The organism is Alkalilimnicola ehrlichii, assembly GCF_003399765.1.
Classification (GTDB): domain Bacteria; phylum Pseudomonadota; class Gammaproteobacteria; order Nitrococcales; family AK92; genus AK92.
Map to the genome: position 1 here is coordinate 1 of NZ_NFZV01000018.1, position 25,997 is coordinate 25,997.

The 25,997-nt window shown below is 60.0% G+C and carries 24 protein-coding genes; 12 read left to right on the forward strand and 12 right to left on the reverse strand.

All coding sequences use genetic code 11. The features are described 5' to 3' along the window. Positions 1–367: 367 nt before the first annotated feature. The 3 genes from CAI21_RS15590 to CAI21_RS15600 all read left to right on the forward strand — a co-directional run bounded on the left by CAI21_RS15590 (position 368) and on the right by CAI21_RS15600 (position 1,383). The gene (locus CAI21_RS15590) at positions 368–727 is read left to right on the forward strand and encodes a hypothetical protein (protein ID WP_116303143.1); all 360 of its coding nucleotides are present in this window, start codon (positions 368–370) and stop codon (positions 725–727) included. Between the two features lie 85 nt (positions 728–812). Next, on the forward strand, positions 813–1,175 hold the full coding sequence (locus CAI21_RS15595) for a hypothetical protein (protein ID WP_116303144.1): 363 nt from the start codon (positions 813–815) through the stop codon (positions 1,173–1,175). 10 nt (positions 1,176–1,185) lie between these two features. Then, positions 1,186–1,383 (forward strand): hypothetical protein, encoded by a 198-nt coding sequence (locus CAI21_RS15600; RefSeq protein ID WP_116303145.1) that lies wholly within the window; start codon positions 1,186–1,188, stop codon positions 1,381–1,383. A 352-nt stretch (positions 1,384–1,735) separates the two neighbouring features. Here the strand turns inward: CAI21_RS15600 and CAI21_RS15605 are convergent, their stop codons facing one another. After that, positions 1,736–4,957, reverse strand: coding sequence for a DEAD/DEAH box helicase (locus tag CAI21_RS15605; protein ID WP_116303146.1), 3,222 nt, complete (start codon positions 4,955–4,957; stop codon positions 1,736–1,738). A gap of 57 nt (positions 4,958–5,014) precedes the next feature. Further along, the gene (gene metH / locus CAI21_RS15610) at positions 5,015–8,704 is read right to left on the reverse strand and encodes a methionine synthase (protein WP_116303217.1); all 3,690 of its coding nucleotides are present in this window, start codon (positions 8,702–8,704) and stop codon (positions 5,015–5,017) included. 168 nt (positions 8,705–8,872) lie between these two features. Between metH and CAI21_RS24075 the strand changes: the two genes are divergently transcribed. Together CAI21_RS24075 and CAI21_RS15615 are read left to right on the forward strand one after the other, a co-directional pair. Further along, positions 8,873–9,241 carry a diacylglycerol kinase family protein gene (locus CAI21_RS24075; protein ID WP_220348496.1) on the forward strand — a complete coding sequence of 123 codons (369 nt, stop codon included), beginning with the start codon at positions 8,873–8,875 and terminating at the stop codon, positions 9,239–9,241. Then, positions 9,124–9,759, forward strand: coding sequence for a diacylglycerol/lipid kinase family protein (locus CAI21_RS15615; RefSeq protein ID WP_258868143.1), 636 nt, complete (start codon positions 9,124–9,126; stop codon positions 9,757–9,759). Before CAI21_RS24075 ends, CAI21_RS15615 begins: the two co-directional genes overlap by 118 nt. Here the strand turns inward: CAI21_RS15615 and CAI21_RS15620 are convergent. Both CAI21_RS15620 and CAI21_RS15625 read right to left on the reverse strand, forming a co-directional pair. Further along, complete coding sequence (locus CAI21_RS15620) at positions 9,753–10,550, reverse strand: gamma-glutamyl-gamma-aminobutyrate hydrolase family protein (protein WP_116303148.1); 798 nt, start codon at positions 10,548–10,550, stop codon at positions 9,753–9,755. The two genes, CAI21_RS15615 and CAI21_RS15620, sit on opposite strands and share 7 nt — an antisense overlap. Further along, a complete protein-coding gene (locus CAI21_RS15625) occupies positions 10,523–11,527 on the reverse strand; it encodes an amidoligase family protein (RefSeq protein WP_116303149.1) in 1,005 nt (334 codons plus the stop codon). Before CAI21_RS15625 ends, CAI21_RS15620 begins: the two co-directional genes overlap by 28 nt. A gap of 310 nt (positions 11,528–11,837) precedes the next feature. On the opposite strand from CAI21_RS15625, the gene CAI21_RS15630 reads away from it, so the two are divergent. The 6 genes from CAI21_RS15630 to CAI21_RS15655 all read left to right on the forward strand — a co-directional run bounded on the left by CAI21_RS15630 (position 11,838) and on the right by CAI21_RS15655 (position 16,437). Next, on the forward strand, positions 11,838–12,062 hold the full coding sequence (locus tag CAI21_RS15630) for a hypothetical protein (RefSeq protein WP_116303150.1): 225 nt from the start codon (positions 11,838–11,840) through the stop codon (positions 12,060–12,062). Positions 12,063–12,769: 707 nt separating this feature from the next. After that, positions 12,770–14,044 (forward strand): bifunctional O-acetylhomoserine aminocarboxypropyltransferase/cysteine synthase, encoded by a 1,275-nt coding sequence (locus tag CAI21_RS15635; RefSeq protein ID WP_116303151.1) that lies wholly within the window; start codon positions 12,770–12,772, stop codon positions 14,042–14,044. Positions 14,045–14,077: 33 nt separating this feature from the next. Then, the gene (locus CAI21_RS15640) at positions 14,078–14,302 is read left to right on the forward strand and encodes a heavy-metal-associated domain-containing protein (protein WP_116303152.1); all 225 of its coding nucleotides are present in this window, start codon (positions 14,078–14,080) and stop codon (positions 14,300–14,302) included. A 242-nt stretch (positions 14,303–14,544) separates the two neighbouring features. Continuing rightward, on the forward strand, positions 14,545–15,057 hold the full coding sequence (locus CAI21_RS15645) for a DUF411 domain-containing protein (RefSeq protein ID WP_258868144.1): 513 nt from the start codon (positions 14,545–14,547) through the stop codon (positions 15,055–15,057). Positions 15,058–15,244: 187 nt separating this feature from the next. Then, on the forward strand, positions 15,245–16,054 hold the full coding sequence (locus CAI21_RS15650; RefSeq protein WP_258868966.1) for a M48 family metallopeptidase: 810 nt from the start codon (positions 15,245–15,247) through the stop codon (positions 16,052–16,054). Positions 16,055–16,092: 38 nt separating this feature from the next. Continuing rightward, a complete protein-coding gene (locus tag CAI21_RS15655; protein WP_116303154.1) occupies positions 16,093–16,437 on the forward strand; it encodes a PilZ domain-containing protein in 345 nt (114 codons plus the stop codon). 133 nt (positions 16,438–16,570) lie between these two features. On the opposite strand, the gene trxC is transcribed toward CAI21_RS15655, so the two are convergent. The 7 genes from trxC to purU form a co-directional block, all read right to left on the reverse strand. Beyond that, positions 16,571–17,005, reverse strand: coding sequence for a thioredoxin TrxC (gene trxC, locus CAI21_RS15660; RefSeq protein WP_116303155.1), 435 nt, complete (start codon positions 17,003–17,005; stop codon positions 16,571–16,573). Positions 17,006–17,059: 54 nt separating this feature from the next. Next, positions 17,060–17,809 carry a hypothetical protein gene (locus CAI21_RS15665; protein ID WP_116303156.1) on the reverse strand — a complete coding sequence of 250 codons (750 nt, stop codon included), beginning with the start codon at positions 17,807–17,809 and terminating at the stop codon, positions 17,060–17,062. A 27-nt stretch (positions 17,810–17,836) separates the two neighbouring features. Beyond that, the gene (locus tag CAI21_RS15670) at positions 17,837–19,354 is read right to left on the reverse strand and encodes an ABC transporter ATP-binding protein (protein ID WP_220348500.1); all 1,518 of its coding nucleotides are present in this window, start codon (positions 19,352–19,354) and stop codon (positions 17,837–17,839) included. A gap of 35 nt (positions 19,355–19,389) precedes the next feature. After that, entirely contained in the window at positions 19,390–19,644 is a 255-nt protein-coding gene (locus tag CAI21_RS24080; protein ID WP_116303158.1) for a hypothetical protein, read from the reverse strand. A 236-nt stretch (positions 19,645–19,880) separates the two neighbouring features. Continuing rightward, the gene (locus tag CAI21_RS15680) at positions 19,881–20,774 is read right to left on the reverse strand and encodes a GGDEF domain-containing protein (protein WP_116303159.1); all 894 of its coding nucleotides are present in this window, start codon (positions 20,772–20,774) and stop codon (positions 19,881–19,883) included. Between the two features lie 30 nt (positions 20,775–20,804). Beyond that, the gene (locus tag CAI21_RS15685) at positions 20,805–21,254 is read right to left on the reverse strand and encodes a DUF2383 domain-containing protein (RefSeq protein ID WP_116303160.1); all 450 of its coding nucleotides are present in this window, start codon (positions 21,252–21,254) and stop codon (positions 20,805–20,807) included. A 215-nt stretch (positions 21,255–21,469) separates the two neighbouring features. After that, entirely contained in the window at positions 21,470–22,363 is an 894-nt protein-coding gene (gene purU, locus CAI21_RS15690; protein ID WP_116303161.1) for a formyltetrahydrofolate deformylase, read from the reverse strand. Between the two features lie 327 nt (positions 22,364–22,690). Here purU and CAI21_RS15695 point away from each other — a divergent pair, with 327 nt between their 5' ends. Next, on the forward strand, positions 22,691–24,205 hold the full coding sequence (locus tag CAI21_RS15695) for a GGDEF domain-containing protein (protein WP_116303162.1): 1,515 nt from the start codon (positions 22,691–22,693) through the stop codon (positions 24,203–24,205). A 45-nt stretch (positions 24,206–24,250) separates the two neighbouring features. On the opposite strand, the gene ettA is transcribed toward CAI21_RS15695, so the two are convergent. Continuing rightward, the gene (gene ettA / locus CAI21_RS15700) at positions 24,251–25,918 is read right to left on the reverse strand and encodes an energy-dependent translational throttle protein EttA (RefSeq protein ID WP_116303163.1); all 1,668 of its coding nucleotides are present in this window, start codon (positions 25,916–25,918) and stop codon (positions 24,251–24,253) included. Positions 25,919–25,997 lie beyond the last annotated feature (79 nt).

Below are 25,997 nucleotides of genomic sequence, written 5' to 3' on the forward strand. Positions count from 1 at the left end.
GATGTCGATCTCGAAGCGGAAGGGCTGGGAAAACTGTTCGCGACCGTGTAAGGCGATGGCATTGAGCGGCGGGAAGTCCGCCACCTCCAGCGACAGACGCGAAAAATCCCTATCCCCCAGGTCCATGGAGCCCCCCGTTCCTTGGTATGTAGTTGATTAATTACTTCTTGTTGAAGGGAATTGTTCGGGATGTGGGGGCGGGTGTCAAGGGGGCTGTTTGGGGGGGCTCCGCACGGGAAGCTATTCCTCCGCGACCCGTAGACTGGTCTTGCGGCCTGCCGCTTCGCTGCCAGCCTACCTCTATACGGGTAGCTGTCCCTATACGAAGCCTGCGGAGTGGCCGTGGGTATCCAGAGAGGGAACGACGATGACAATCGAAGCAAGCGATCTGGACCTCATACAGGAAGCAGGACACAGCGCGGATTTTCTTCTGGAGGGTCTGGCGAACTTGGTCAATGCCAAAAACTCGCTTGGCAACGATGTCGCCGTCGACCTGCGGCAGCAGGCTCTCGTGCTGCAAGCGTCGGACTTGGGGATTCCGCCCGAGCACGATCCGGCGCACCCGCACCTACGCGAGCGGCTACCGACGGCCGCGACGATGCCTACGCCGCCGAACTACGCTCGGCGCTGGCGGCGGTGGGGTTGTGAGTATCTTTCGTATGTCGACCCTTTCCTTGCCGCCTGTTCCAGTGCGCGACGTACGTCGAGGCCAGCCCCCGGGGCATAAAGCGGATGTTTCGGGGTGTACTTTGGATTGTGTATGTGGTGTGTATGTGTACAATTAAAGCATTGGCTAACCACGGTGGAGCAGTATGGAACCACAAGAGAATCTAGTCCGCCGGCAGTACCTCGTCTCCAAGGCGCAAATCGCCAAGGTCGAACGGCTGCGCAAGCGCGAGGGCGTTGGCGCGACGGAGATCGTGCGTCGTGCGATCGAGGCCTATGACCCGGACGCCAAGGGCGCTAATGAGGCTGAGGTTGAGGCGGCGCTGAACGCAATGGCCGAGGCGCTGCGCGAGACGTGCCGGGAGCTCGCCACACTTCGTGAGCGCGTGGTGAACGGGCTCTCTGACGAGGCGCGCGAGGCCAATCGGCGCCAAGTGGCAGACGAAACGCGCGCCTACTACGCGGCGCACCCAGAAGAGTTGGAGGCGATCAGTCGCCTGTTTGAGTAGGAGGCGCCGCGTGGGGCTCTTTGACAAGCTGTTTGAATTCTCACGCGAGATCGTCTCGCTGACCAAAGAGGTCCAGAACCTGGGCAAGCAGGTGGACCATGTGCAGGAGCGTCAACTCGATATGGACCGGCGCCTGGTGCGCGTGGAGACCACTATCGAAATGGCGCGTGAGCAGGCTCGCCACCGGGCGCTGCGCCGCGAAGACTGAGGTAAAGGGGGCGGTTTCTATGCTGGGGCTGGCGAGATGCCTTGGCGGTGACCTGTCTGTTCGCCTGGCGCCGCCAGGTCTGCCGGCTGTGACCTGATAGAAGCCTCGTTCCGCACCGTGAGTTTCCTGTCTTTACTACCGCCGTAAGGCAGTATACCGACGGCTTGGTAGGTTGGCGTTGAGGCGCAGCCGAAACCCAACATCTTCAAACGCTTGCTGGGTGGGATGGGGCTGGGGGATGTTGGGTTTCGCCGTTGGCTCAACCCAACCTACCGGAGGCGCCTGCCAAATCAATTGCGCGAAGCGCACCACACTTTATAACCAGCAATACCAGTCGTCGGGGTAGCTCTTGTTAGTTTTCGTCAACCGGTGCGAAGAGGTCTTCGAGGTCTGCCGCGGTGAGGGCGGTGGCGCCTTGGCCTTCGGCGAGAAGGGCGTCGCTGAGCGCTTGTTTGCGCTCTTGTAGCGTGGCGATTTTCTCTTCCACGGTGCCTTCGGTGATGAGCTTGTAGACGAAAACGGGTTTGTCTTGCCCGATGCGGTAGGCGCGGTCGGTGGCTTGGCGCTCGACGGCGGGGTTCCACCATGGGTCGTAGTGGATGACGGTGTCGGCGGCGGTGAGGTTGAGGCCGGTGCCGCCGGCTTTGAGGCTAATTAGAAAGAGCGGTACTGCGCCGGCCTGGAATTGCTGCACCGGGGTTTCACGGTCGCGGGTGTTGCCGGTGAGCTTGACGTAGGGAATACGCGCTTCCTTGAGCATGACTTCAATGAGGTTGAGCATGCTGGTGAATTGGGAGAAGAGCAGTATCCGGCGGCCTTCGCTGATGAGTTCGGGCAGCATGTCCTTGAGGAGGTCGAGCTTGGCGGAGCCTTTGACTTGGGTGGCGGCTTCGAGCTTGACCAGCCGCGGGTCGCAGCAGATTTGGCGCAGCTTCAGCAGGGCGTCGAGAATGACGATGTGGCTACGGTTTAGGCCTTTGCGCGCTACTTCGCTTTGGATGCGCTCGTGCATGGCTAGCCGTACGGTCTCGTAGAGGTCGCGCTGTTGGTTGCTGAGCTCGACGGTGCGGATCACTTCGGTTTTGCCCGGTAGTTCGCTGGCGACGGCTTCTTTGGTGCGGCGCAGGAGAAACGGCGCGACGCGGCGGCGCAGGCGGGCGCGGCGGTCGGGGTCGTTGTGTTTTTCGATCGGGGTGCGGAATAAGCGCCGGAATTGCTCGCGGCTGCCGAGTAGGCCGGGCATGAGGAAGTGAAACAGCGACCACAGTTCCCCGAGGTTGTTCTCCAGCGGCGTGCCGGTGAGGCAGAGCCGGTGGCGGGCGTTGAGTTCGCGGGCGGCGGCGGCGGCGCGGGCGCGCGGGTTTTTGATGTTTTGCGCTTCGTCGAGTACCAGGAGGTGGTAGTCGTAGGCTTGCAGCGCTTCCAGGTCGCGGCTGAGCAGGGTGTAGGTGGTGAACACGAGGTCGTGTTGCGGCACCTTCGGGAGTAGCGCTTGCCGCTGCGCGCCATGCAGGGTCAGCGTTTTGAGCGAGGGCGCCAGCCGTTGCGCTTCGTGACGCCAGTTGCTGAGTAGGCTGGTGGGCATGACGATCAGGCTGGGCCGGTCGGCCCGGCCGGCGGCTTTTTCGGTCAGGACGTGCGCTAGCGTCTGGACGGTTTTGCCAAGCCCCATGTCGTCGGCCAGGATGCCGTTGAGTTGGTAGCTGCGCAGGAATTGCAGCCAGTCGAGCCCGCGCCGTTGATAGTCGCGGAGTTCGGCGTTGAGCGTGGTGGGCGGTTCGACGGCTTGGATGCCGTCGAAGTCGCTGAGGCGGCGGCCGAATTCGATCAGGGCTTCGCCGCCGCTCCAGTGCCAGTCGCTGCTTTCGTTTAGCTCCGCCAGGGCGGGGCTGTGCAGGTGGGAGAGCTGTAGGCGGCCTTGTTCGTCGAAGCTGTGGCCGTCGTAGAGTTCGAGCAGGGTTTGTAGCATCGGTTTGACGCGCCGCGCCGGTACCGGCAGCAGGCGGCCGTCTTCGAGCGGGGCGAGGACGACCTGCTCGTCGCGCAGCTCGCTCGGCGGGGGGAGGTCGCGCAGGATGTCGGCGAGAATGGGCAGCAGGTTGATGCGTTCGCCGTCGACGACGACCCCCAGATCGAGCCCGAACCAGTCTTCGCCGGTGGCTTCTTCGAGTTCGGCATACCAGTCCTCGGCGTCGGCGAGCTGGAACTGGAAGTCGGGGGCGACTTCGATGCGCCAGCCCGCCGCACGTAGTTGCGGGGCGACGTTGAGCATGAAATCGGCCCAGGCGGCGGGTTCGGGCGGTACGAAGCCGAGGCGGCCGAGGCGTACTAGGCCGCAGTCGAGGAGCTGATCTTGCAGCACTTCTTCTTGCGCGGTTTGGCGGCGAATGCTCAGTAAGGTGTCGCCGTCGCGGGCGTTGATGTGCTCGTGAGTGTCGCTGGCTTCGATGCGGTGGCCGGCGTAGTCGAACTCGAGCCTGGCTCGGTGCAGCCAGCGCTCGTCGCTGACTTCGAAGGCCAGGCGCAGTTCGTGCGGCGATAGGCTACCGAGCGTCTGGGTGAACAGTTGATCCAGCTCCGGGCTGTCGAGCCGGAGTATCGGGCGGGGGGCGATGTCGCCGCGCGTTTGCCGCTGCCAGCGGTGCGGGTGCGGGAGGCGTTCGCTGCCCGGTAGGCGCGCGAGGCGCTCGCTGAAATCGACGGCTTGTTCGGCGGGTATGGGCGGGGCTTCGAGCAAGGCGCGGGTGAGCGCTTCGCCGTAGGGCGTTGCCACCGGGCCGCAGAGGTGTTGGTTCGGGTCGAGGTACCAGGGCGGGCTGACGTCTATGGCTAAGCCGTCGCCGTCGATGTGCAGCTGTAGTTGTTGCTCGCCGTCGCTGCCGGCGATCCATTCGAAGCGGCCGTTGCGGGTCGGCCCTGCGCTCAGGGGCGGAGTGTCGAGGCTCTGCCAGTGGCAGCGGCCGGTGCCGATGAGGTCGCGCAGCAAAGCGGCGCCGTCGTTGTCGCTTAGGTAGTAGCGGCCATATTTGCTGTTGTTACGCAGGCGCGCGAGCAGTCCGTAGTCGGTGGTATTCAGAAAGCGCCCGCTTTGGCCGCGAAACAGCTGCGGTTTGCCGTAGCCGCCTTTTTTCAGTTGCCGGACTTTGTAGGGGGTGACGGCAAAGCGCGGTTTGTCGGCCGGGCCGACGTCGGTGTCGAGCACATAGAGCAGTTGATCCGGCTCCGCGGCGGTGCCGGCGTCGGCGGCGCGCTGGGTTCTTTCCAGGCGCTCCAGCCAGTGTTGCAGCTCTTGCTCTAGGCCGTCTTGCGTTTTGTCGCTGCCTTGTTGGCTCCAGGCGTATAAGGCGGCGGCGACGTGCTTGCAGTTGTAGCCGATCGGGCAGGTGCAGTTGCCGTGGATGATGAGCGAACCGCGGCGTTGCAGGATTATTTCGCAGTAATAGGGTTCGCTGCCGGTGCCCTGTACTTCGGCGTAGAGGGTAGAGGCGCGCAGCTCTAGTGCTTGCACCCGGTCGTCGAGGTAGTAGTTGCGCCCCGCTTGAGGTAAGCGGGGGGAACTGATCGGCAAACTCATCTGGTTGAATATGCATAAGGCAAAGCGCACTCGGTGCTAAGGCGGTAACTTTAGGGTTTATTCTTCCGGTTCGTAACCCAGGTTGGGGCCGAGCCAGCGCTCGGCTTCCCGTAGGCTCATCCCTTTGCGCGCGGCGTAGTCTTCGACCTGGTCGCGATAAATCCGGCCGATGCCGAAGTAACGGGCGTCGGGGTGAGCAAAGTACCAGCCGCTAACGGCTGCTGTCGGCACCATCGCGAAGGCGTCGGTAATGTGAATACCGGCGTTTTCGTCGACGTTGAGCAGCTGCCAGAGCAGGGCTTTTTCCGTGTGATCCGGGCAGGCCGGGTAGCCGGGCGCCGGTCGGATGCCGCGATACTCTTCTTTGATCAACGCTTCGTTGTCGAAGTTCTCGTCCGTGGCGTAACCCCAGTGTTGTTTGCGTACGCGCTCGTGCAGGTACTCGGCGAAGGCTTCCGCTAAGCGGTCGGCCAGAGCCTTGACCATGATGGCGTTGTAGTCGTCGTGGTCGGCTTCGAAGCGGGCGACGTGCTCGTCGATGCCGATGCCGGCGGTGACGGCAAAGGCGCCGGCGTAGTCGGCTATGCCGGTGTCTTTGGGGGCGACGAAGTCGGCCAACGACTGGTTGGGGCGGCCGGCGGGTTTTTCGTTTTGCTGGCGCAGGTGGTGCAGGGTGGTTAGCACTTCGCTGCGGGTATCGTCGGTGTAGAGTTCGACGTCGTCGCCGACGGCGTTGGCCGGGAAGAGGCCGAACACGGCGCGGGCTTTAAGCCATTTTTCGGCGACGATCTGCTTGAGCATGGCTTTGGCGTCGGTGAGCAGCTTGCGGGCGTGCTCGCCGACGATGTCGTCGTCGAGAATCTTGGGGTAGCTGCCGGCGAGCTCCCAGGCGTGGAAGAAGGGGGACCAGTCGATGTAGTCGGCCAGCACTGCAAGCGGTACGTCGTCCAGGGTCTGGACGCCGAGCTGGCGCGGTTTGGTCGGTGCGTAGCCGCTCCAGTCGATGGGCGTGCGGTTGGTGCGCGCCGCGTCGATTTTGATCCATTTGCTCTTTTTCTGGCGGCCTTTGTGTTGCTCGCGAACTTTCTCGTATTCCTCCCGGATTTGGCGGGAGAAGCCTTCGGCGAGGGTGTCGCTGAGCAGGTTGGAGGCAACGCCGACGGCGCGCGAGGCGTCTTTGACGTAGACGACGTCGCCGTCGTAGTTGGGGCTGATTTTCACCGCGGTGTGGACGCGCGAGGTGGTGGCGCCGCCGATGAGCAGCGGGATCTTGAACTCGCGGCGCTGCATTTCCTTGGCGACGTTGACCATCTCGTCCAGCGAGGGGGTGATTAGGCCCGATAGGCCGATGATGTCGCAGCCTTCCTCTTGCGCGGTGGCGAGAATCTTCTCCGCCGGCACCATGACGCCGAGGTCGACGACGTCGTAGTTGTTGCACTGGAGGACGACGCCGACGATGTTCTTGCCGATGTCGTGCACGTCGCCTTTGACGGTGGCCATGAGGATTTTGCCTTTGGCGCGGTCCTCGTCGCCGGGTTTTTTCTCCGCTTCGATGAACGGCAGCAGGTAGGCGACGGCCTTTTTCATCACGCGGGCGGATTTGACCACCTGGGGCAGGAACATTTTGCCGGCGCCGAACAGGTCGCCGACCACGTTCATGCCGTCCATCAGCGGCCCTTCGATGACTTCGATGGGGCGGTTGTAGGCTTGGCGGGCTTCTTCGACGTCGTTGTCGACGTAGTCGGTGATGCCTTTGACCAGCGCGTGCTCAAGCCGCTTGGAGACGGGTAGCTCGCGCCAGGCGAGGTCTTCCACCCGCTCTTTGCCGGTCTGGCCTTTGTATTTTTCGGCCAGTTCCAGCAGCTGCTCGGTGGCGTCCGGGCGGCGGTTGAGGATGACGTCTTCGACGTGTTCGCGCAGCTCGGGGTCGATCTCTTCGTATACTTCCAGCTGGCCGGCGTTGACGATGGCCATGTCCATGCCGATTTTGATCGTGTGGTACAAAAACGCCGAGTGCATGGCCTCGCGTACGCGGTCGTTGCCGCGGAAGGAGAACGACAAGTTGGACAGCCCGCCGCTGACTTTGGCGTGCGGCAGGTTTTGCTTGATGTAACGGGTGGCTTCGATGAAGTCGACGCCGTAGTTGTTGTGCTCGTCCAGCCCGGTGGCGACGGCGAAGATGTTGGGGTCGAAGATGATGTCTTCGGGCGGGAAGCCGACTTCTTCGGTGAGCAGTTTGTAGGCGCGGGTGCAGATGTCGATGCGCCGTTGCAGGGTGTCGGCCTGGCCTTCTTCGTCGAAGGCCATGACGACGGCGGCGGCGCCGTAGCGTTTGCACAGGCGTGCCTGGTGCAGGAAGGCGGCCTCGCCTTCTTTCATGGAGATGGAATTGACGATGCCTTTGCCCTGAATGCACTTGAGGCCGGCTTCGATGATCTCCCATTTAGAGGAGTCGATCATGACCGGCACGCGCGAGATGTCGGGCTCGGAGGCGACGAGGTTGAGGAAGGTGACCATCGCCTCCTTGGAGTCGAGCATGCCCTCGTCCATGTTGATGTCGATGACCTGGGCACCGTTTTCGACCTGCTCGCGGGCGACGTCCAGCGCGGTTTCGTAGTCGCCTTCTTTGATCAGGCGGCGGAAGCGGGCGCTGCCGGTGACGTTGGTGCGTTCGCCGACGTTGACGAATAAGGAGTCTTCGTCAATGTTTAAAGGCTCCAGGCCGGACAGGCGCATGGTCGGCTTGAGTTCGGGCACGGGGCGCGGCGGCAGGTCCGCCACCGCTTCGGCGATGGCTTGAATGTGGCTCGGTTCGGTGCCGCAGCAACCGCCGACGATGTTGATAAAGCCGCTCTCGGCGAATTCGCGCACCAGTTTGGCCATATACTCCGGCGATTGGTCGTATTCGCCGAACTCGTTGGGCAGCCCGGCGTTGGGGTGCGCCGAGACGTAGGTGTCGGCGATCCGGGCCAGCTCTTTCATGTAAGGGCGCAGCTCTTCGGCACCGAGCGCGCAGTTAAGGCCGATGGAGAACGGTCGGGCGTGGCGCAGCGAGTTCCAGAACGCTTCCGTGGTCTGGCCCGAGAGGGTACGGCCGGAGGCGTCGGTGATGGTGCCGGAGATCATGATCGGCAGTGTTTGGCCGCGCTCCTCGAACACGCTGTCGAGCGCGAACAGGGCCGCTTTGGCGTTGAGGGTGTCGAAGATGGTTTCGACCAGGAACAGATCCGCACCGCCGTCGATCAGCCCTTGGGCGGCCTCGCGGTAGTTTTCGACCAGTTCGTCGAAGGTGATGTTGCGAAAGCCCGGATCGTTGACGTCGGGCGAGATGGAGGCGGTGCGGCTGGTCGGGCCGAGCACGCCGGTGACGTAACGCGGTTTGTCGGCGGTGCCGACTTCGTCGCAGGCTGCGCGGGCGATTTCGGCGGCCGTACGGTTGAGCTCGTAAACAAGATGCTCCATACCGTAATCGGCCTGGGAGACAGCCGTGGAGTTGAACGTGTTGGTCTCCACGATGTCGGCGCCGGCTTCGAGGTATGCTTTGTGCAGTGCCTTGATCAGCTCCGGTCGCGTCAGCACCAGCAGGTCGTTATTGCCCTTGAGTTCGCTGGGGTGGTCGGCAAAGCGCTCCCCGCGAAAGTCGGCCTCTTCGAGCTGCTGATTCTGGATCATGGTGCCCATGCCACCGTCCAGAATCAGGATGCGCTGGGCAAGGTCGGATTCGAGGCGGGCGATACGCTCCGTCATGGCTGCTCCTAAACTGCGCCGAAAACCGGCCATTATACAGCTCTTTGAGCAGGATGAAGTGCGGTTGCGTGGGAATAACATCAAGTTCTTCTGATTTTTCGATCTTCAGATGGTCGTGTCATTATTTTTGTGATGCCGTTACAGTCGGTCGCCGGTGGAGCGTGATTAATGCAAGATGTCGTTTTCGTTGTGAACCCCCGTGCCGCGTCCGGGCGGGCGGGTAAGGTTTGGCACGATTTGCGCGATCAGATCAGCCAGGTTAGGCAGGCCCGCTACGTCGATGCGGTCAATCCGCAAGAGGCGCGCCAGCGCTTGATCGAGTTGCTCGACGATCGGGTACGGCGGGTCGTTGCCATCGGGGGGACGGTACCCTCAATCATGCGGCCAATATTTTACTCGACCGGGGATGTGCCACGGCCTTGGGGTTGGTGCCGGTGGGGAGCGGCTCGGATACGGCGCGTGGCTTGCGCTTGGTGGCAAAGCCGAAAGCGGCGTTGGAGCGGGCGCTCGGCGTTGCGCCGAGGCCGGTGGATGTGATGCGCTTGACCCAGGGCGAGGCGACGCGGTGGGTAGTGAATATTGCCTCTGTTGGCGTCTCCGGGATGGTGGCGGCTGAGGTTAATAAGCTGGATCGGCGTTGGGCCGGCACGTATCTGTGGACGGCCTTGAAGTCCCTGGCCCGGTATCGGCCCGGTCAGGTGCGGGTCTTTCTCGACGGCGAGCTGTGGTACGAGGGTGGGGTCGTGCTCATGGCTATCGCCAATGGCACCGTCTTTGCCCGCGGTATGCGGATCGCGCCCCACGCTTTGGCCGACGACGGTTTGGCCGATGTGGTACTGGTGCAGGATGTGCCGGTACGCCAGATACTTCCTTATGTGCCGCGCCTCTACAACGGCGGCCATTTGAAGGCGCCCTTCGTACGTTGGCAGCGAGCGGCGCGGGTGCGCGTTGAGCCGGTGGGCGAGCTGCCGCCGTTTGAGTTGGACGGTGAGCTTACGGATCCGCAAACGGCGGAATACGAAGTGATTTCGGGTGCCTTGCAGGTGGTTTATTGATCCCGCTTCAGGCAAGTCCGGGCCTGTTCGACTAAGTGGCTAAATAAGGCCCGTTGCTCGGCGCGATAGGGAAGATACTCCGGGTGCCACTGTACGCCGATGACGAACTCCCGGTCGCGGTGCTCGATGGCTTGTACGACGTCGTTCGGCTCGTGGGCGACGGCGCGGAAGTTGCCCGCCAAGCGGTTGACGGCTTGGCGGTGGAGCGAGTTCACCCGGCATTGCAGGTCGCCGACGATGCTTGCCAGGCGGCTGTCGGGCGCGAGGTTGACTGCTTTATACGGCCAGATACTGTGCGCCTGCGGCGTTTCGGCGTAGAAGGTCGATAACTCCTGATGGAGAGTGCCGCCGCATTGTACGTTCAGCAGTTGTGCCCCCCGGCAAATGCCGAGGATCGGTAGCCGCCGTTTGAACGCTTGTTGGATAAGCGCCGATTCTAGCGCGTCGCGCGCCTTATCGCCCCGAACATGCATGCCGGTGCTGAGCATGCGCCGCAGGAGGTAGATAAGCGGCGCTAACAGTAAGGAGACGACAAAGGCGAGCCGCGAGCGATGTGCCGCACGTAACTCCTGCAACGGAACCGGCTCCTCGCCGTATAGTTCGGGGGCGATGTCGGCGCCGCCGCCGAGGACAAGCCCATCTAAGCTTTCGATCTCGCACGGGCGTTTTGGGGTGATCCGTACCGGCCGGGCGCCGGCCCACCGCAACACGGCGGCGGTACACAGCCAGGCGGCCGCGCCGCCGCGTTCGGGGCCACTGACGCCTATGCGAGGTTTTTCGACACTAGCCATTGTTCGATGTAGTTCGCCCATTGCTCGTCGGGTCCGATCACCGGTTGCCGGTGGCGCGCCAAATAAGCCTGGCTGAGTTCGGCAATGGCGTCCGGTTGCTCGGCAAGTGCCTCCACCGCTACCCAGCCGGACCATTCGTGCGCGATCGTCCAATGCTCCTCGTCTATTAGACAATTAGGTAGGCGATAATGAAAAGTCGGCCGCGGTTTTATGAGTTCCTGTTGGTGGGACATCGTGCGTAGCACGCGCGCGGCGTCGATCCAGGCAAACAGGGGTAGCATGTCCAGAGGGCGGTTCCGAGTCGGATTGTATTCTAGGTAGTCGTCGATCAATTGTGCGCTGTCCGGTTGGTACTGCGGTGCCAGCACCTTGAAGATATAGGCTTCCGGAAAATCGTTAATGAACGGGGCGATACGGCGGGCAAGGTCGATTTTGCCGGCAACTTGCAAGTGGTCCAGTAGCAAAAAGAAGGCGCGAAGGTAGTTCAGTAGCGTATTTGCGTCGGTTGCGGGTGCTTCCGGATTGAAGTGCAGTCCGAAGGCGTAGCGTAATGCGGCGCGCGTACCGAGCGCCTGCTGGGTGCGCAGCCGCTCTCGTAGCGCTTCTATTTGGTGGGCTTCGTCAAAGGGTATGGGAGGGCAGGCGATCTCATGCGGTACAAGTGTCGATGCGATCCGACCGACAAAATCCTCAACGCGGCGTACCGATGCCGGGTCGAAGCCGATCATGTCTAAATATTTGCGGTAGTTCTCGTCCTTGAGAATGGTGGTATCCATTTCGACCACGAAGGTGCCCCAGCGTGTGTTTTCCACCGCGTGCGCAAACCGTCGTTCAGCCTTATGTTCGCCCCCATATAGATCGACGATTAGCTCGCAAATGATATCGAGCTCTATGCCGGCAAACTCGAACTCAATGCCGAGCCGTCGCATTTTGCCCTCGGTCGTCAACTGTCGGTTAGGTAACGTAAATTGGCTCATCGCGAGGACTCTCTAAATAGCCTGTCAAGCTGCCGAAATAATTCTCGGCGGATTGATGCGGGCGTTATGACGAGCGTAAACGATCGTGTACTAGAATATGAGGCTACTTGAATCAATGCTATACGGCCCCAGCTTAACGCAAGGGAACAGATACAGGGAATGTAGTTAAGTTCTAAATGTCTAGCAGGCTGCTGAAAAAGAGCGGGGCGCCCCTAATTCATTCGGAGAATATATTGCCACGGCCTTTTTTCAGCGGCCTGTTGGGATAACTGGGCCTCGTCAAGGCTTAAGCAGGGAAAGGAGGTTCTTAATGCGTAAGTTGCTGGCCATTCTCGCAATAGCGTTTCCGCTTGCGTTCGCCGTTGGGTGCGATCAGCAGGCGGGTCCGGGCGATCAAGCGGGTGATCCCATGGGGGCGCCGCCGGAGGATCAGGCTCAGGCTCCTGGGCAGGAAACCGAAACTTTTACCGAGGAGACCGAGACTGAAACCGACGACGGCTTCGGCGACGACACTGCTGGAGGCGATGGCTGGTAAGCAACGGGCGTTGTTTATCGGCACGGTGTGTGAAGCGCGGCAAGGTGCTTCGTTTTACGAGTGCCTTGCCGTAAGAGGCGAGTGTTGAATTTATTCGGGGCTGCCCCTATAGAGGCTGTGGATGTCGTTTGCGCGTCGCGCCCGCTGACCGAGCTGCACAGCCGGAGCACGGCAAAGGGATGGCTTAAGCGCTTCCTTAAAGCTTGTGTTTAGCGAAGAGCAGCCATAATTCTGAAACGACGATATGCAGGGCGAGCCAAGCCGAACATTTTGTAATATACTATCGCGTCGTTCGGGTAGGGAACTTTAACGCGCCGCAATGCTCTAACGAGGCATGCAAGGGGGCAGTTAGTAGAGACTGCGGGATGTTGGCGAGTAGTTTGAAGATCCCTTTTAGAAACCCGGCAGGTTTTTTGACCGGTCCGACCCCATCCCCCCCCAATTGTCGGATCGGTTTTTTCTTCTTGTGGCGGAGCGCTTGGCGCTCCGTTCTTTTTTCTATCCTTCTTTATTTTCCTCCAGCGGTGCTCGATGGCCTGTGGCGGGCGCTATGGCTGTGTTTCTTCATGCGCTTTGCGTGCTTCTTGACGGGGTAAAAGCGTTGCTCGGTACTTCCTTAAGGAAATCCATATCCGTTAAAGTCGGTGCTGCTTATGTAAGCCTTTTATGAAAGGCGAATGCGGGTAACAAAGGTAAGGTGAAAGCCAATGAAGTTAGAAACGATCGCGATTCATGGCGGTTTTAAGCCGGAGCCGACGACTAAGTCGGTTGCTGTGCCGATTTATCAAACGACGTCCTATGCCTTCGATAACACGCAGCATGGGGCGGATCTGTTTGACCTAAAGGTGCCGGGCAATATTTATAGCCGCATTATGAATCCGACCAACGACGTGTTAGAGCAACGCGTCGCTGCAATGGAAGGGGGAATTGGCGGGCTGGCTGTGGCGTCGGGTATGGCGGCGATTACCTACGCCATACAGACGATTGCGGTTGCGGGCGATAACATCGTGACCACCAGTCAGTTATATGGCGGCACTTATAATCTTTTTGCGCACACATTGCCGAACTTGGGAATCGAGGCGCGGTTTGCCGCGCATGACGATTTCGCCAGGCTGGAGAGCCTGATCGACGCTAAGACCAAAGCGGTGTTCTGCGAATCGGTCGGCAACCCTTCCGGTAACATCGTGGATATCGAGCGCTTGGCGAAGCTCGCGCATGCCAAGGGCGTGCCGCTGATCGTCGATAATACGGTGCCGACACCGTACTTGTGGCGGCCGTTCGAGCACGGTGCCGATATCGTCGTGCACTCGCTGACCAAGTACATGGGAGGGCACGGTACGACGGTGGGCGGCGTGGTAGTCGACTCCGGCAAATTCCCCTGGGCCGAGCATGGCGACCGCTTCCCCATGATGGTGAAGCCGGATCGCTCGTATCACGGTGTGGTTTACACCGAAGCGATGGGGCCGGCGGCTTTTATCGGTCGTTGCCGCGTGGTGCCGTTGCGCAATATGGGAGCAGCGCTGTCGCCATTTAACGCGTTCCAACTCATGCAAGGTATCGAGACGCTCCCGTTGCGGATGGATCGCCACTGCGAGAACGCGCAGAAGGTTGCGGAGTATTTGCAGCTGCATCCGCAAGTGAAATGGGTGAAGTACGCCGGTTTGCAGGACAGCCCGGATTTCCCGTTGGCCGAGAAGTATATGGGCGGACGAGCTTCGGGTATTCTCAGCTTCGGCATCGAGGGCGGTAAAGAGGCGGGGGCCCGCTTCATCGACGCCTTACAGATGATCGTGCGCTTGGTGAATATTGGCGACGCCAAGTCCTTGGCAACGCATCCGGCGACCACCACTCACCGGCAATTGAACGACGAGGAATTGCTGACTGCCGGCGTTACTGCCGACATGGTGCGTTTGTCGATCGGTATCGAGCACATTGACGATATTCTCGCCGATATCGAGCAAGCGCTGGCGGCAGCCAAGTAGTTACATTATAACTTACTGGGAGAGTAGGCCCCTATGCCGACAGAGGGATCGAAGCGAACGCAGCACTTGGAAGTGCAAGGGATGAGTTGCCCGGCATGTAAGGATAACGTCGAAAAAGCCTTGCGTGCCGTGGGTGGGGTTGAAGACGTGCAAGTTTGGCTCGACGAGGAAACGGCCAGCGTGGTCGGCGAGGTTGAGCCCGACGAGCTGATCAAGGCGTTGTCGCGAACGAACTATCAAGCCCGCCCATTGCGGTAAGTCAAGTTGAGCGAGCCTTGCGGGGTATAGAGTGTATCGCGATACCCCGCAGGGATAATCTGCGTCGGTTTGTTGTCATTTAAACCGAGCCGCTAAACATGTCTTTGCGCCTTGGCGGAGGTTTCGGGCTGCCGAAGTCGCTTAGCGGGTTGGTCGAAGGCAAGGGTTATCGGTGTTTTCTCGGTGGATACTGAAGTACCCTGTTTACACGTTCTGTTGTCCTCATGCCCAGGTATTTGGTTATGACCTTGAATAAAACGCACTTTCGCTATCTGCTCGTCGTTTTCTTTTGTGCCGCTATTGCCGGTTTTTCGGTGATGGGGTTTGCCGGCCGCGAGGCGGGCGCCGAACGGGCCTCTGTCCCGGAGGTGGATAGCGATGCCGATATGGTGGTGTATTTGAGTCCGTTCTGCGGCTGTTGCGGCGATTGGGTCAAGCACATCGAAGAGCATGGGTTGAGCGTTGAGCGGCGGGAAGTCTCGGACGTGACCCCGATCAAGCAGGCTTACGGGATTACGCGCGAGCTGGCTTCTTGCCATACGGGAATTATCGACGGTTATGCCATTGAAGGGCATGTGCCGGCGGAAGATATCAAGCGATTGCTCGAAGAGCGGCCGGATGTGGCTGGGCTGACGGTGCCGGGCATGCCGATCGGTTCGCCCGGCATGGAAGTCGAAGGCGTCGCGCCGGATGCTTACGATGTTTTAACCTTCGATCGCGACGGTACGACGGCCGTGTTCGCTAGCCATAACTGAGTTTGCCGGCCGCCTCGGCGGTTTGGCCGGTCGGCATGAAGAGGGGGTGGCCTGTGCTACCCCCTCTTTTCGTTGCGGGGCAAACCGTATTTTGGCTTGCCCACGCCTATGCAGCCCCCAACTCAGTTACAGGCTGCGCTGTTTGCGATCTGGCGCGGCTGACGCGCCGGGGCGCGAGGAGTGGATGATGTATCGAGTGTTAACCCTGGTAGCCGTGGCCTTAATCTTGGCTGCTTGTACGACGTCGCCGACCGGCCGTACGCAGTTGCAGCTTTTCCCGAGCGAACAGATCGATGAAATGGGGGCGGCAGCCTTTGCGACGATTCAGGAAGAGCTGCCGGTAAGCGACGATGAGGCAATGACTGCTTATGTGACCTGTGTTGCCGACCAGGTTACCGAGCAGCTCGACGGCGAGGAAGGCGAGATCGATTGGGACGTTGTGCTATTCGACGAGCCGAGCCCGAACGCCTTCGCTTTGCCTGGCGGTAGAATCGGGGTGCATAGCGGTTTGTTGGATGTGGCGCAGAATCAGGATCAGCTGGCGACAGTGATCGCGCATGAAGTCGCCCACGTTCTCGCCGATCATTCGAACGAGCGTATATCTACGGCGTATGCGACCGAGGCCGGCTTGCGAGCCGTGGAGGCGCTGGCCGGGGATCCGTCTCGGGAACAGTCGCAGTTAATGGGGCTGCTGGGGGTTGGTGCTCAATTTGGTATCTTGTTGCCGTTTAGTCGCAGCCAGGAGCGGGAAGCCGACATTATCGGTTTGGATTTGATGGCCGATGCCGGATTCGATCCGCGCGAGAGCGTTCGTTTATGGCAAAACATGGCCGCTGCGGCCAACGGCGAGCCGCCGGAGTTTTTGTCGACTCACCCCTCGCATGGTCGCCGAATGGACGACTTGCAGGCCGGGATGCCGAACGCCATGACCCTCTATGAAGAGCCCGCGAGCAAGGGCGGGAGCCTGATTGTCAGTAGGCCGGTGCGAGTTCTATAGTAGTTCTATAGTAATGGGTGAGAGCAAGGAGGGCGAGGATGGAAGAGCGAAAAGTGCAGCGGGAGATCGTTAATCGCTACCTTAAGGTCTTTGACGAGAACGATAACCGTTTTATCGGCTATCTGGTCGATATCACGCCGATGGGGGCGATGTTGCAGAGTAACGATCCGATCGAGCCGAACACGCCCTACCGGCTGCGGGTTGAGTTACCGGAGAAAATCGACGGTCGCCGCCACATTACCGTCGAAGCCCGTAGCGTTTGGGATAAAAAGGAAACGAATGCGCTGTTCTATCACACAGGGTTCGAGTTCGAGTCGTCGGACAAGGCAGAGGAAGTGCGTATCCGGCACTTGATGGATGCCTACAGCTTAGATAAGCACTGAGGGCGCCGTTAATGCCCTCTATGCCTGTGGCTCTATCTACGGTCGAGTGCACGCGGCGACGGTTAAGAAGCCTTGCAGGCGACTGCTTGACGCTTTTTGCCGGCTTGCCGCAATAGCCTATTTCGTCGCTTCGTTAGGTGACTTGCCTAACCCAGCTTATAAACCCGCTTAAATTCATAGCGCCGCTTTGGCGGGCGATTTCTTTGCCCTGGCGGAATATGGCAAGTGTAGGAATGCTGCGGATGCCGTAGCGCTGTGCTGTGCTCGGCGCCTGCTCGGTGTTTACCTTCACGAGCCGGGTTTGGGGTTCGAGTTGGCCGGCGGCTTGTTCGAAAACCGGCGCGAACATCTTGCAGGGGCCGCACCAGGGCGCCCAGAAATCCACCACGACCGGAATATCGGTGCGGCTTATAAAGGCTGAGAAGCTATTGTCGTCCAACGCGATGGGGCTGGCGGTAAACAGTGCTTGTTTGCAGTTGCCGCAGCGGGCGCCTTCTCGTAAGCGCGCTTCCGGCACGCGATTCGTTTTGAAACAGTGAGGGCAAACGATATGTAGTGCTTCGCTCATAGTCGTGTTCGGTTTGTGGGCTGACGTCGCATTAATAAGGTAAGGCGTCCGCGCTCAGATGGAAAGTAGTAATAAGGCGTACAGGAAGGCGCCAAGCAAAAAGGCGCTAAAACGGCTTTCCCGCTCGGCCGGTAGCTCTTCCTTGAGCGTGTTTAGGATGACGGCGCCGGCGATAAAGGCGAGGAATACGGCAAGCACAGCCTCGTTAACCTGCACGAGCATGCTGAGTGTCCAGCCGCCAAGCGCGCTGGCTGCCAGCAGCCAACGTCCGTAGCTGCTCTGGCCGCGCGGGAAATGGTGGCGCAGGCCGTAATCGTTAACGAGAAAGTGCAGCATCATCGCCGAGGTGTAGATCGCCAGCCCGGCAACGGCTTCTTCTTGTAGTTGTTCCAGCAAGAGGTAACCGATGAGTGCGTTGTAGAGCACGAACAGGCCGATGTGAACCCAAAAGCCGGGTAGCGGTTGATCGGGAGTCTGTTTGCGGCGGCTGACGCAGGTCATTCGCTCCAGGCCGTAAAAGACGGCTAAACCGATCAAGGCCGCCAGATAGGCGTGATCGCTCTGTAGCCAATTGCTGTCGTTGAAGAGGTTGGCGAGGGTTGCTTCGCTGTGCGCCAACTCTGGTAGCAGAAAGAGAAAGACGTAAGCGACGGAGGCGCCGCTGGCCATGGAGAGCCAACCGCTACGGGGGATGCCGCCGATATGGGCGCGGAGGTGGCCGGCAAAAATATGCACTAGCGCTAATAGCGAGGCGGCGACAAAGGTCAGCAGCGCCTCGTGAGGGTCGGGCGGCGTCAATAGCATGCGACGCCGCCCTCGTCGGTGTGCCGGTTAACCTTTGTTGCCGATCCGGCGTAGCTCGGCTTGGCCGTTGGCTGCGGGTGTTTGCGGCAATAGTAAACCACGGGTTTGGCGTTCGACGATCCAGGCGTAGTAGCCTTTTTCCTGGAGTAGCGCCTCGTGCCGCCCGCACTCGATGATATTCCCGCCTTTGAGTACGACGATGCGATCTGCATTGACTACCGTCGAAAGCCTATGCGCAACTACAAAGGTAGTGCGGCCGGCGATGAGGCGTTCCAATGCGTCTTGTACCTGCGCCTCTAGCTCCGGGTCGAGGGCGGAGGTGGCTTCGTCCAGCACCAGAATAGGCGGGTCTTTCAGCAAAGCTCGGGCAATGGCGATGCGCTGCCGCTCCCCGCCGGATAGGCGCGTACCGCGCTCGCCGACGACGGTGTCGTAGCCGTCTTCCAGGCGCTCGATAAAGGCGTGGGCGTTGGCCGTTTTGGCGGCGGCAACGACCTCCTCAAAGCTGGCATCGGGGCGGCCGTAGGCGATGTTATCCCGCACCGTTTCGTTAAAGAGCAGGGCGTCTTGCATCACGACGCCGATTTGTTGTCGAAGGCTGTTTTGCTTGAGGTCGCGGATATCGTGGCCGTCGATGCGGATCGCGCCGCTATTAACATCGTAGAAACGCTGCAAGAGCGCCATCAGTGTGCTCTTGCCGGAGCCGCTTGGGCCGACAATGGCAATGTTTTCGCCGGCTTTGACATGCAAGTCGATGCCGTGCAGTAGTTCCGGCTCGTGCTCGCCGTAAGCGAAACGAACCTCGCGGAACTCCACTTCTCCTTTGAAAGGCGGCGCTTCGATAGCGTTGGGGCTGTCTTTAATGTTCTCTTCGGCGTCGATGATCGAGAACACCTGATCGAGGGCGACCGAGGCATTGTGGACGGTGGTGTAGATGCCGGTAAGGCCTTGTACGGGGCCGAACAGACCGCTTACATAGCCGAGGAAGGCCATCAGGGTGCCGAGGGTGATCTGCCCGGTGAGGACAAGATAACCGCCGTAACCGATCGCTGCGATCCGAGCGGCGGCGACGGTGAGGTTTTGCAGCGCGCCCACGGAAGTGTCGAACGAAACGCCGCCGATGACGACATTGTTCGCCTTGCCGACATCTTTCAGGAATCGCTTTTTCTCCGCATCCTCCATGGCGAAGCTGCGCACGGTGGCGATACCGGCGAGAACTTCGTTAAACCGCGCGTAGATCTTGGCCCAGCTGTCGAGCAGAATCCGCTCGCGCCGGGTCTGCCGAGGAGCGGCTAAGGCGGCGATAATCGCCGGCAACGGGGTAAAGGCCAGCACCAGGACGGTCATCCGCCAGTCGAGTTGGAGCATGACGATGATGCCCAGGGCGAGATAAACAATGGCCGGTAGGACGTTGAACGCAATCTCGCTAACGGCGTTAATAAAACCTTGGATGCCGCGATCGAGCCGCGTCATGATGGCGCCGACGCCGTCGCGTCGCTGCGCTTCGAGAGGCAACCGGTGCAGTCGTTGAATGGTGGCGTCCAACAGGCCGTGATGCAGGGCAAGGCGGGTGCGCCAACTCAGCCAGTTGGAAAGCCGTTAGCGATCTCGCGAAATACGATGAGCCCGCCCAAAAGTAGCACGCCGGTCAGGATGGTGGCGACGGTGCCCGCTTCGCCCAGGCCGTCGAAGATGTACTTCATGACCAACGGCTCCAGCGCGTTGGCGGCGGCCACCAATAGCGTGAGAAAGAGAATGACGGCGACGAGCCATCGTTGCGCGCGGGCAAAGCCGAGGGCCCGTTTTACACGGGACCACTGCAGAGAGTGTTTCATGTGTTTGTCCTGAGTCTTTCCGTCGGGTCCGTCCACTGATGCCGACAGCGGTAGGGTTATCGCTGCCGTCTCATGCGCTGTGACAGCCAGCCTTTGCCGCGGTTCTGAGGGGCTGCGCGAACGTCGTCACGGAATGGAGTTTTGGTGGAGGGTTTGTCGGTTTTTTTTGGCAAGGTTCGCATATTGGCGGGCAGGGCAGCCCGGTTTGGCGGGGCGATCGCGTCCTCGACCGAGCGCTACGGCTGCCGTGCCGCCGGGCCGCTCATGCTGCCGGTGGGGCCGCGATAGATATCGTGCAGCATGTTGTTTTTGCCGCTGGCTTTGACGCGGTACATCAGACGGTCCGTGCGACGAACGATTTCTTCCACAGACTCCGGCGGCCGCATAAATGTCATCGCGCCGATGCTAACGGTTACCGGCCAGGCGTGCTGACGCATACGCGTTCGAATCGACTCCTGCAGGCGTTCGAGAATGCTGTGGGCGCCTTCGACGTCGGTTTCCGGTAGTAGCAACGCAAACTCGTCGCCGCCCAAGCGAGCGGCTAGATCCGGTCGGCGTAGGCTGGTTTTGATACAGTCGCTCACTTCCCGCAGTACTTGGTCGCCTACCAAATGGCCGAAATTGTCATTGACGGCCTTGAAGTTATCCAAGTCGAGAAACGCTGCGGTGAAAGGATGGTTGTAGCGGGAGGCGCGGTGAATTTCGTATTCGGTTTCGCGGCGAAACTGGCGTGGGTTGGCAAGCCCGGTGAGGTCGTCGGTACGCGCCAATTGCTCTTCGCTACGTAGCTCATCGTGTAAGCGGGCTAACAGATAAGCGATCAGAAGAAAGAAAATAAAGCGGACGCCCATATTCCAGTATGGGATAAAGGCATAGGAATAAACTACACCGTCGTAACGTTCTGCCCCCAGCCATACCAGCGCCGCGGCGACGGCGGTTAACGAGCCCATGCCGAAACCGGCATACCAGGTGACGATGATGATCGGTACGAGATAGAACACCGAGGTCGCCAGCTCCGGGCCGCTCAGCATATCCACAACGCCCATAAAGGCGAGTAGCAGCGTAGATAAGATGAGTAGGCCGGCCTTTGAGCGTTGGCTAAGAAAACTATCGATCGGTGCAAGCGTCACGGCTGCCTCCTTGCTGCCGGCGCGAGGGCATCATAGCGTCCGCAGCTTGGCTTGGAGCCAAGCGCGATGACGATGGTCGTCTTCAAGATTACGGGCGAGCAGTTCGTGTAGGGCAAGATCGAGCTCGGGGCGCCCGACGGCGCGTTCGTAGGCTTGTACCGTGTCCTCTTCGTTGCTGCGCAAGGCGCTGAGGATAGCGCGCTCGCCCGCGAGATTAGCGATGAGCACCTTGCCTTTGGCCAGTAGCCCGTGAAGATCGGCCGACTGCGGCGGTACGCCGCCGAGGCGATGCACGACTTGCGAGAGTTCGTCGACGTGGCGGATATGTTCGGCTTTGAACTCCTCAAGCGGTTCCCGTGCTTGTGGGTCATCGAGCCGTTGTATGGCGGCCTCGTAGGCTTCTACCGCGTCAAGGTCAAGCTCTATCAGATGGGTTAGTAATGCTAACGGATCGGACTCCGTTCCTATGCTCGTCGCCACGCGGCTGCTCCTTGCTCATCGCCCGGCGCGTTATCCGCCAGTTGAGCCTCTTAAGGCCTTGCCTTTCGCCCAGATTTGCCGGTAGTGCCTGGGCAAATCAAGCGTAGTAGCCGCGGCGGCAGACGTCTTGCCGAGACCGGCTCGCCGGAGGCGCGCGGGCGTGCCCTAGAGCATGTCCGCGCTCTAACGATACCGTAAACTCTCGGCTAAAGACCCTAGTCGAAAATGACGGTGCGGTTATCGTAACTGAGGATCTTGCGTTGGGTGTGGTTCCAAATCGCCCGCGCTAGGACCAACTTCTCAAGGTCGCGGCCCTTACGGACTAAATCTTCCACGCTATCCCTGTGGCTAACGTGCACCACGTCTTGCGCAATGATCGGGCCGGCATCCAATTCGCTCGTTACGTAGTGACTGGTGGCGCCGATGATTTTTACCCCGCGAGCATAGGCCGAGTGATAAGGCTTGGCGCCGGGAAAGGCGGGTAGGAAGGAGTGGTGAATATTGATGATCCGCTCCGGGTAATGATCGATAAACTCCGGCGACAGAATCTGCATGTAGCGCGCGAGGACGACGAAATCGATATTGTACCGCGCCAACAAGGCACGTTGCTCGGCTTCCTGTTCTTGCTTGTTGTTTGGGGTGATCGGCAGCACGTAGTAGTCGATGCCGAAACGATCGGCGATCGGTTTGAGGTCGGGATGGTTGCTGACGATCAGGGGAACGTCGATGTTCCACTCGCCCGATTGGCAGCGGGCGAGAATGTCGAACAGGCAATGCGGCAACTTGGAGACGAAAACGGCCATGCGCGGAGTTTCGTCGCTAAAGTGCAATTGCCAGTGCATAGCCAGCGGTTCCGCGAGTTCCTGCCGGAACTGGTCGGCGATGTCGGCGGCCGGAATAGCGAAGCTTTCCAGCTCCCACTCGACGCGCATGAAGAATACTTGCTTTTGGGCGTCGACGTGCTGATCGAGGTAAATGATATTGCCGTTATTGCGGGCGATGAAGTCGGTTATCCGGGAAACCAAACCCTGGCGGTCTTGGCAGTGAATCAGCAAGGTAGCCGAATGCGGTGTCGACGGGAGAGTGGTGGATGCGTTATCGGCTTGCATGTAGCAGCTCCAGACTTCTCAAGGCCAAAGGTTTGTTGGAACGTCAAGATTAAGCAATGTTTGGCCCTTCGACAAATACGGCTTTCCTGGCGCGGGCAGAACAGTTACATTCTCTAGGCGACTCCCTTACTCGCTCTGCCCTCGCAGGGGGCTTTGCTTGGGCCGGCAGCGGGTTGAGCGGGTGCGCCATAGCACGAGAAAGCCGGGCACGCCCTCGCAGAAGGGGATGGCGGATTACTGTTGCTTAATCGAACGGCGAGAAGCATAGGGATTTGCTTCCGCTAAGAAGGTGTTGCACTGCGCCTTACTACTAGCAGGAAGGGAATCATGGTTGTCGATTTCGCCTTCGCGCAGGAATCGCGGCTGCGTGCGCCTTTGTATGCGGCCGTGCATATTCTAGTTTGGATTGTTTTAGTCGCGTTGTTGGGGGCTCACGTATGGTCTGGCCAACTGCGGCAAGCAGAAGACGAATTCCAACTCCACGCGGCGACGTTGCATCGCGAAATGAGCGCGCGCCTGGAAGCCAGCGAGGCTGTGCTGGCCGGCGTTGTGGTGTTTCTGCAGGTGCACGACCCCGAGGTGGATGCGCCGCTGCGGCATTTTAGCCGCGAACTGCTTCCTCGTTTTCCCCATATTTATCAAGTCGTGGTCGGCGGTAACGCTATCGTTAGCGTTCCTTCGGGGCTGGAAGATAAGGTGCAACAAGTCGGGCAAGGCGCTGCGGAGGCTAACAATCTCAGCCCGAGCGAAATGCCGATTACCTTTACCGAACCAAGCCGGGTCGACAGCCGGATCAAGACTGGCGGAACGTTCGGCACGCTTACTTTAAGAGGCGCGGTCGAACAGGCCGCGCAGCGTGGCAGTGTCGTTGCGTCGCGGCCGTTCGCTCTCCGTTATGGCGACCTTGCCTATGCCTTGGTGCATCCTCTCGAGTCCGCGAACGGTGCCGAGGGAGAAGGCGGTTTCGTGTTGCTCAAGATTCGGGCCAAGGATCTGCTGCCGGCCGACGATCGTTTGCTCGACGGTACCCGCGTTGCGTTGAGATATGAGCCGGATAATAACGAATCGGGTACCTTGCTGCTGGTGGGGCGCGAGTGGCGGGAGCCCGGATGGGTCGGGCGATACCTGTTTCCTATGTTGCGCTTTAACGGCACCTTCGATGCCCCGAGCCAGCCTTTCTCGCTCGTCGTGGAACGGCAGCTGGGGTGGGAGCTGTTGGCGACGCCGAGTTTGATTACAGCGGCCTTAGCAGGCGTGTTGGGGTTGGCGTTGGTGATCGCGTATACGCGATTACGGTTGCGGCAGGAGGAGATCAGCCGCCGTTCGGCACAGAGGCTCTACTGGCTGGCCAATTACGATACGCTTACCGGCTTACCCAACCGCAATTTGCTGCAAGACCGCCTGCAACAAGCGTTGTCGCGCGCGCGCCGGCACAACTACCGCGTGGCGGTGCTATTTTGCGATCTGGACGGCTTTAAGGCCGTCAACGATACCGCTGGGCATGAAGTCGGAGATCGCCTACTTGTTACCGTCGCCAAGCGTTTACAGGCATCGTTACGGGATCAGGACACCGTGGGGCGTTTGAGCGGCGACGAGTTCGTCGTGGTTCTGGAAGATGTGACCGATCGTAATGCGGCAGAGCGGGTAGTCGAAGAACTACAGCGCAGTTTGGATGAAGGGATTAGTATCGACGAGTTCGACTTCATGGTGTCGGCGAGTATCGGTTTGGCCTTGTACCCGGATGACGGCAAGGAAGCCGACGCTCTGCTGCGGCGTGCCGATTACGCTATGTACAGCCGTAAGCACCCGGATTGGGTGGCACCTCCGGATGCCTGCCAGTAACCGGAACGGCCCCTGCGGCGGCGAACCGCCGCAGGGGCTATCGATTTAGGTTGCGAGGCGTTTGTACTTGATGCGATGCGGATTGATCGCGTCGTCGCCTAAGCGACGTTTGCGGTCCGCTTCGTAATCGGCGTAATTACCTTCGAACCACGTTACCTGGCTGTCGCCTTCGAACGCGAGAATATGCGTGGCGATACGGTCGAGGAACCAGCGATCGTGCGAGATCACTACCGCGCAGCCGGGGAAGGTTAAAAGAGCTTCCTCCAGCGCGCGAAGGGTTTCGACGTCGAGATCGTTGGTCGGTTCGTCGAGCAGGAGTACGTTGCCGCCGCTTTTCAGCAGTTTGGCAAGGTGTACTCGGTTGCGTTCGCCGCCGGAGAGCTCCCCGATCCGTTTTTGCTGGTCGGAGCCTTTGAAGTTGAAACGGCCCACATAAGCGCGAGAAGGCATTTCCCATTTGCCTACTTGCACCATGTCCAAACCGTCGGTGATTTCTTCGAAAACGGTTTTACTATCGTCTAGCGATTGGCGGCTTTGATCGACGTAGGACAGCTCGACCGTGTCGCCGATCCGAATCTCGCCTTCGTCGGGTTGTTCCTGGCCGGTGATCATGCGGAACAAGGTCGTTTTACCCGCGCCGTTGGGGCCGATGATGCCGACGATGCCGCCGGGGGGTAAATTGAAATTAAGGTCGTCGACCAGCAAACGCTCGTCAAAGCCTTTGCGAACGCCCACCGCCTCGATGACCTTATCGCCCAGGCGCGGCCCCGGCGGAATATACAGCTCTTGGGTTTCGTTACGTTTTTGAAAGTCTTGGTTTTGCAGCTCTTCGAAACGCGCCAGACGCGCCTTGCTCTTGGCCTGTCGGCCTTTCGGATTCTGGCGTACCCACTCCAGCTCGGCTTCGATCGTTTTCTTAAGCGAAGACTGTTGCTTCTCTTCCTGGGCCAGTCGCTTTTCCTTTTGCTCAAGCCAGGAGGAGTAGTTGCCCTGCCAGGGAATGCCGTGGCCGCGGTCCAGCTCCAGAATCCAGCCGGCGACGTTATCTAGAAAGTAGCGATCGTGAGTAATCGCCACCACTGTGCCGCTGTACTCTTGCAGGAAGCGCTCCAGCCAAGCCACCGATTCGGCGTCAAGGTGGTTGGTAGGTTCGTCGAGCAGCAGCATGTCCGGCTTCGACAGCAGTAGGCGACATAAAGCTACCCGGCGTTTCTCGCCGCCGGAAAGCTTAGTGACGTCGGCATCCCATGCCGGCAGGCGCAGCGCTTCGGCGGCGACTTCCAGCTTACGGTCGAGGTTCCACGCATCGGCGGCGTCGATGGCATCCTGTAGCTTGGATTGCTCGGCAATCAGGGCATCGAAATCCGCGTCCGGTTCGGCGAACTTGGCCGATACTTCGTTAAAGCGGTCGACCATTTCCTTAATTTCGCCGAGGCCTTCTTCGACGTTGCCGCGTACATCTTTCTCCGGGTTCAGCTCGGGTTCCTGGGACAGATAGCCGATGTTAATACCCGGTTGCGGGCGCGCCTCGCCCTCGTAGTCCTTATCCACGCCGGCCATGATCCGCAGCAGCGTGGATTTACCGGCACCGTTCAGACCGAGCACCCCGATCTTGGCGCCAGGGAAGAAGGATAAAGAGATATCCCGCAGGATCTCGCGCTTGGGCGGCACCACTTTGCCGACCCTGTTCATGGTAAAGATGTATTGCGCCATAAGGTTCTGTCTCGACTCCCGCGTAGCCCGTGACTGATTAAGGTGTGAAGGTCGCGCGCACACTAGCATGCGCGCGACT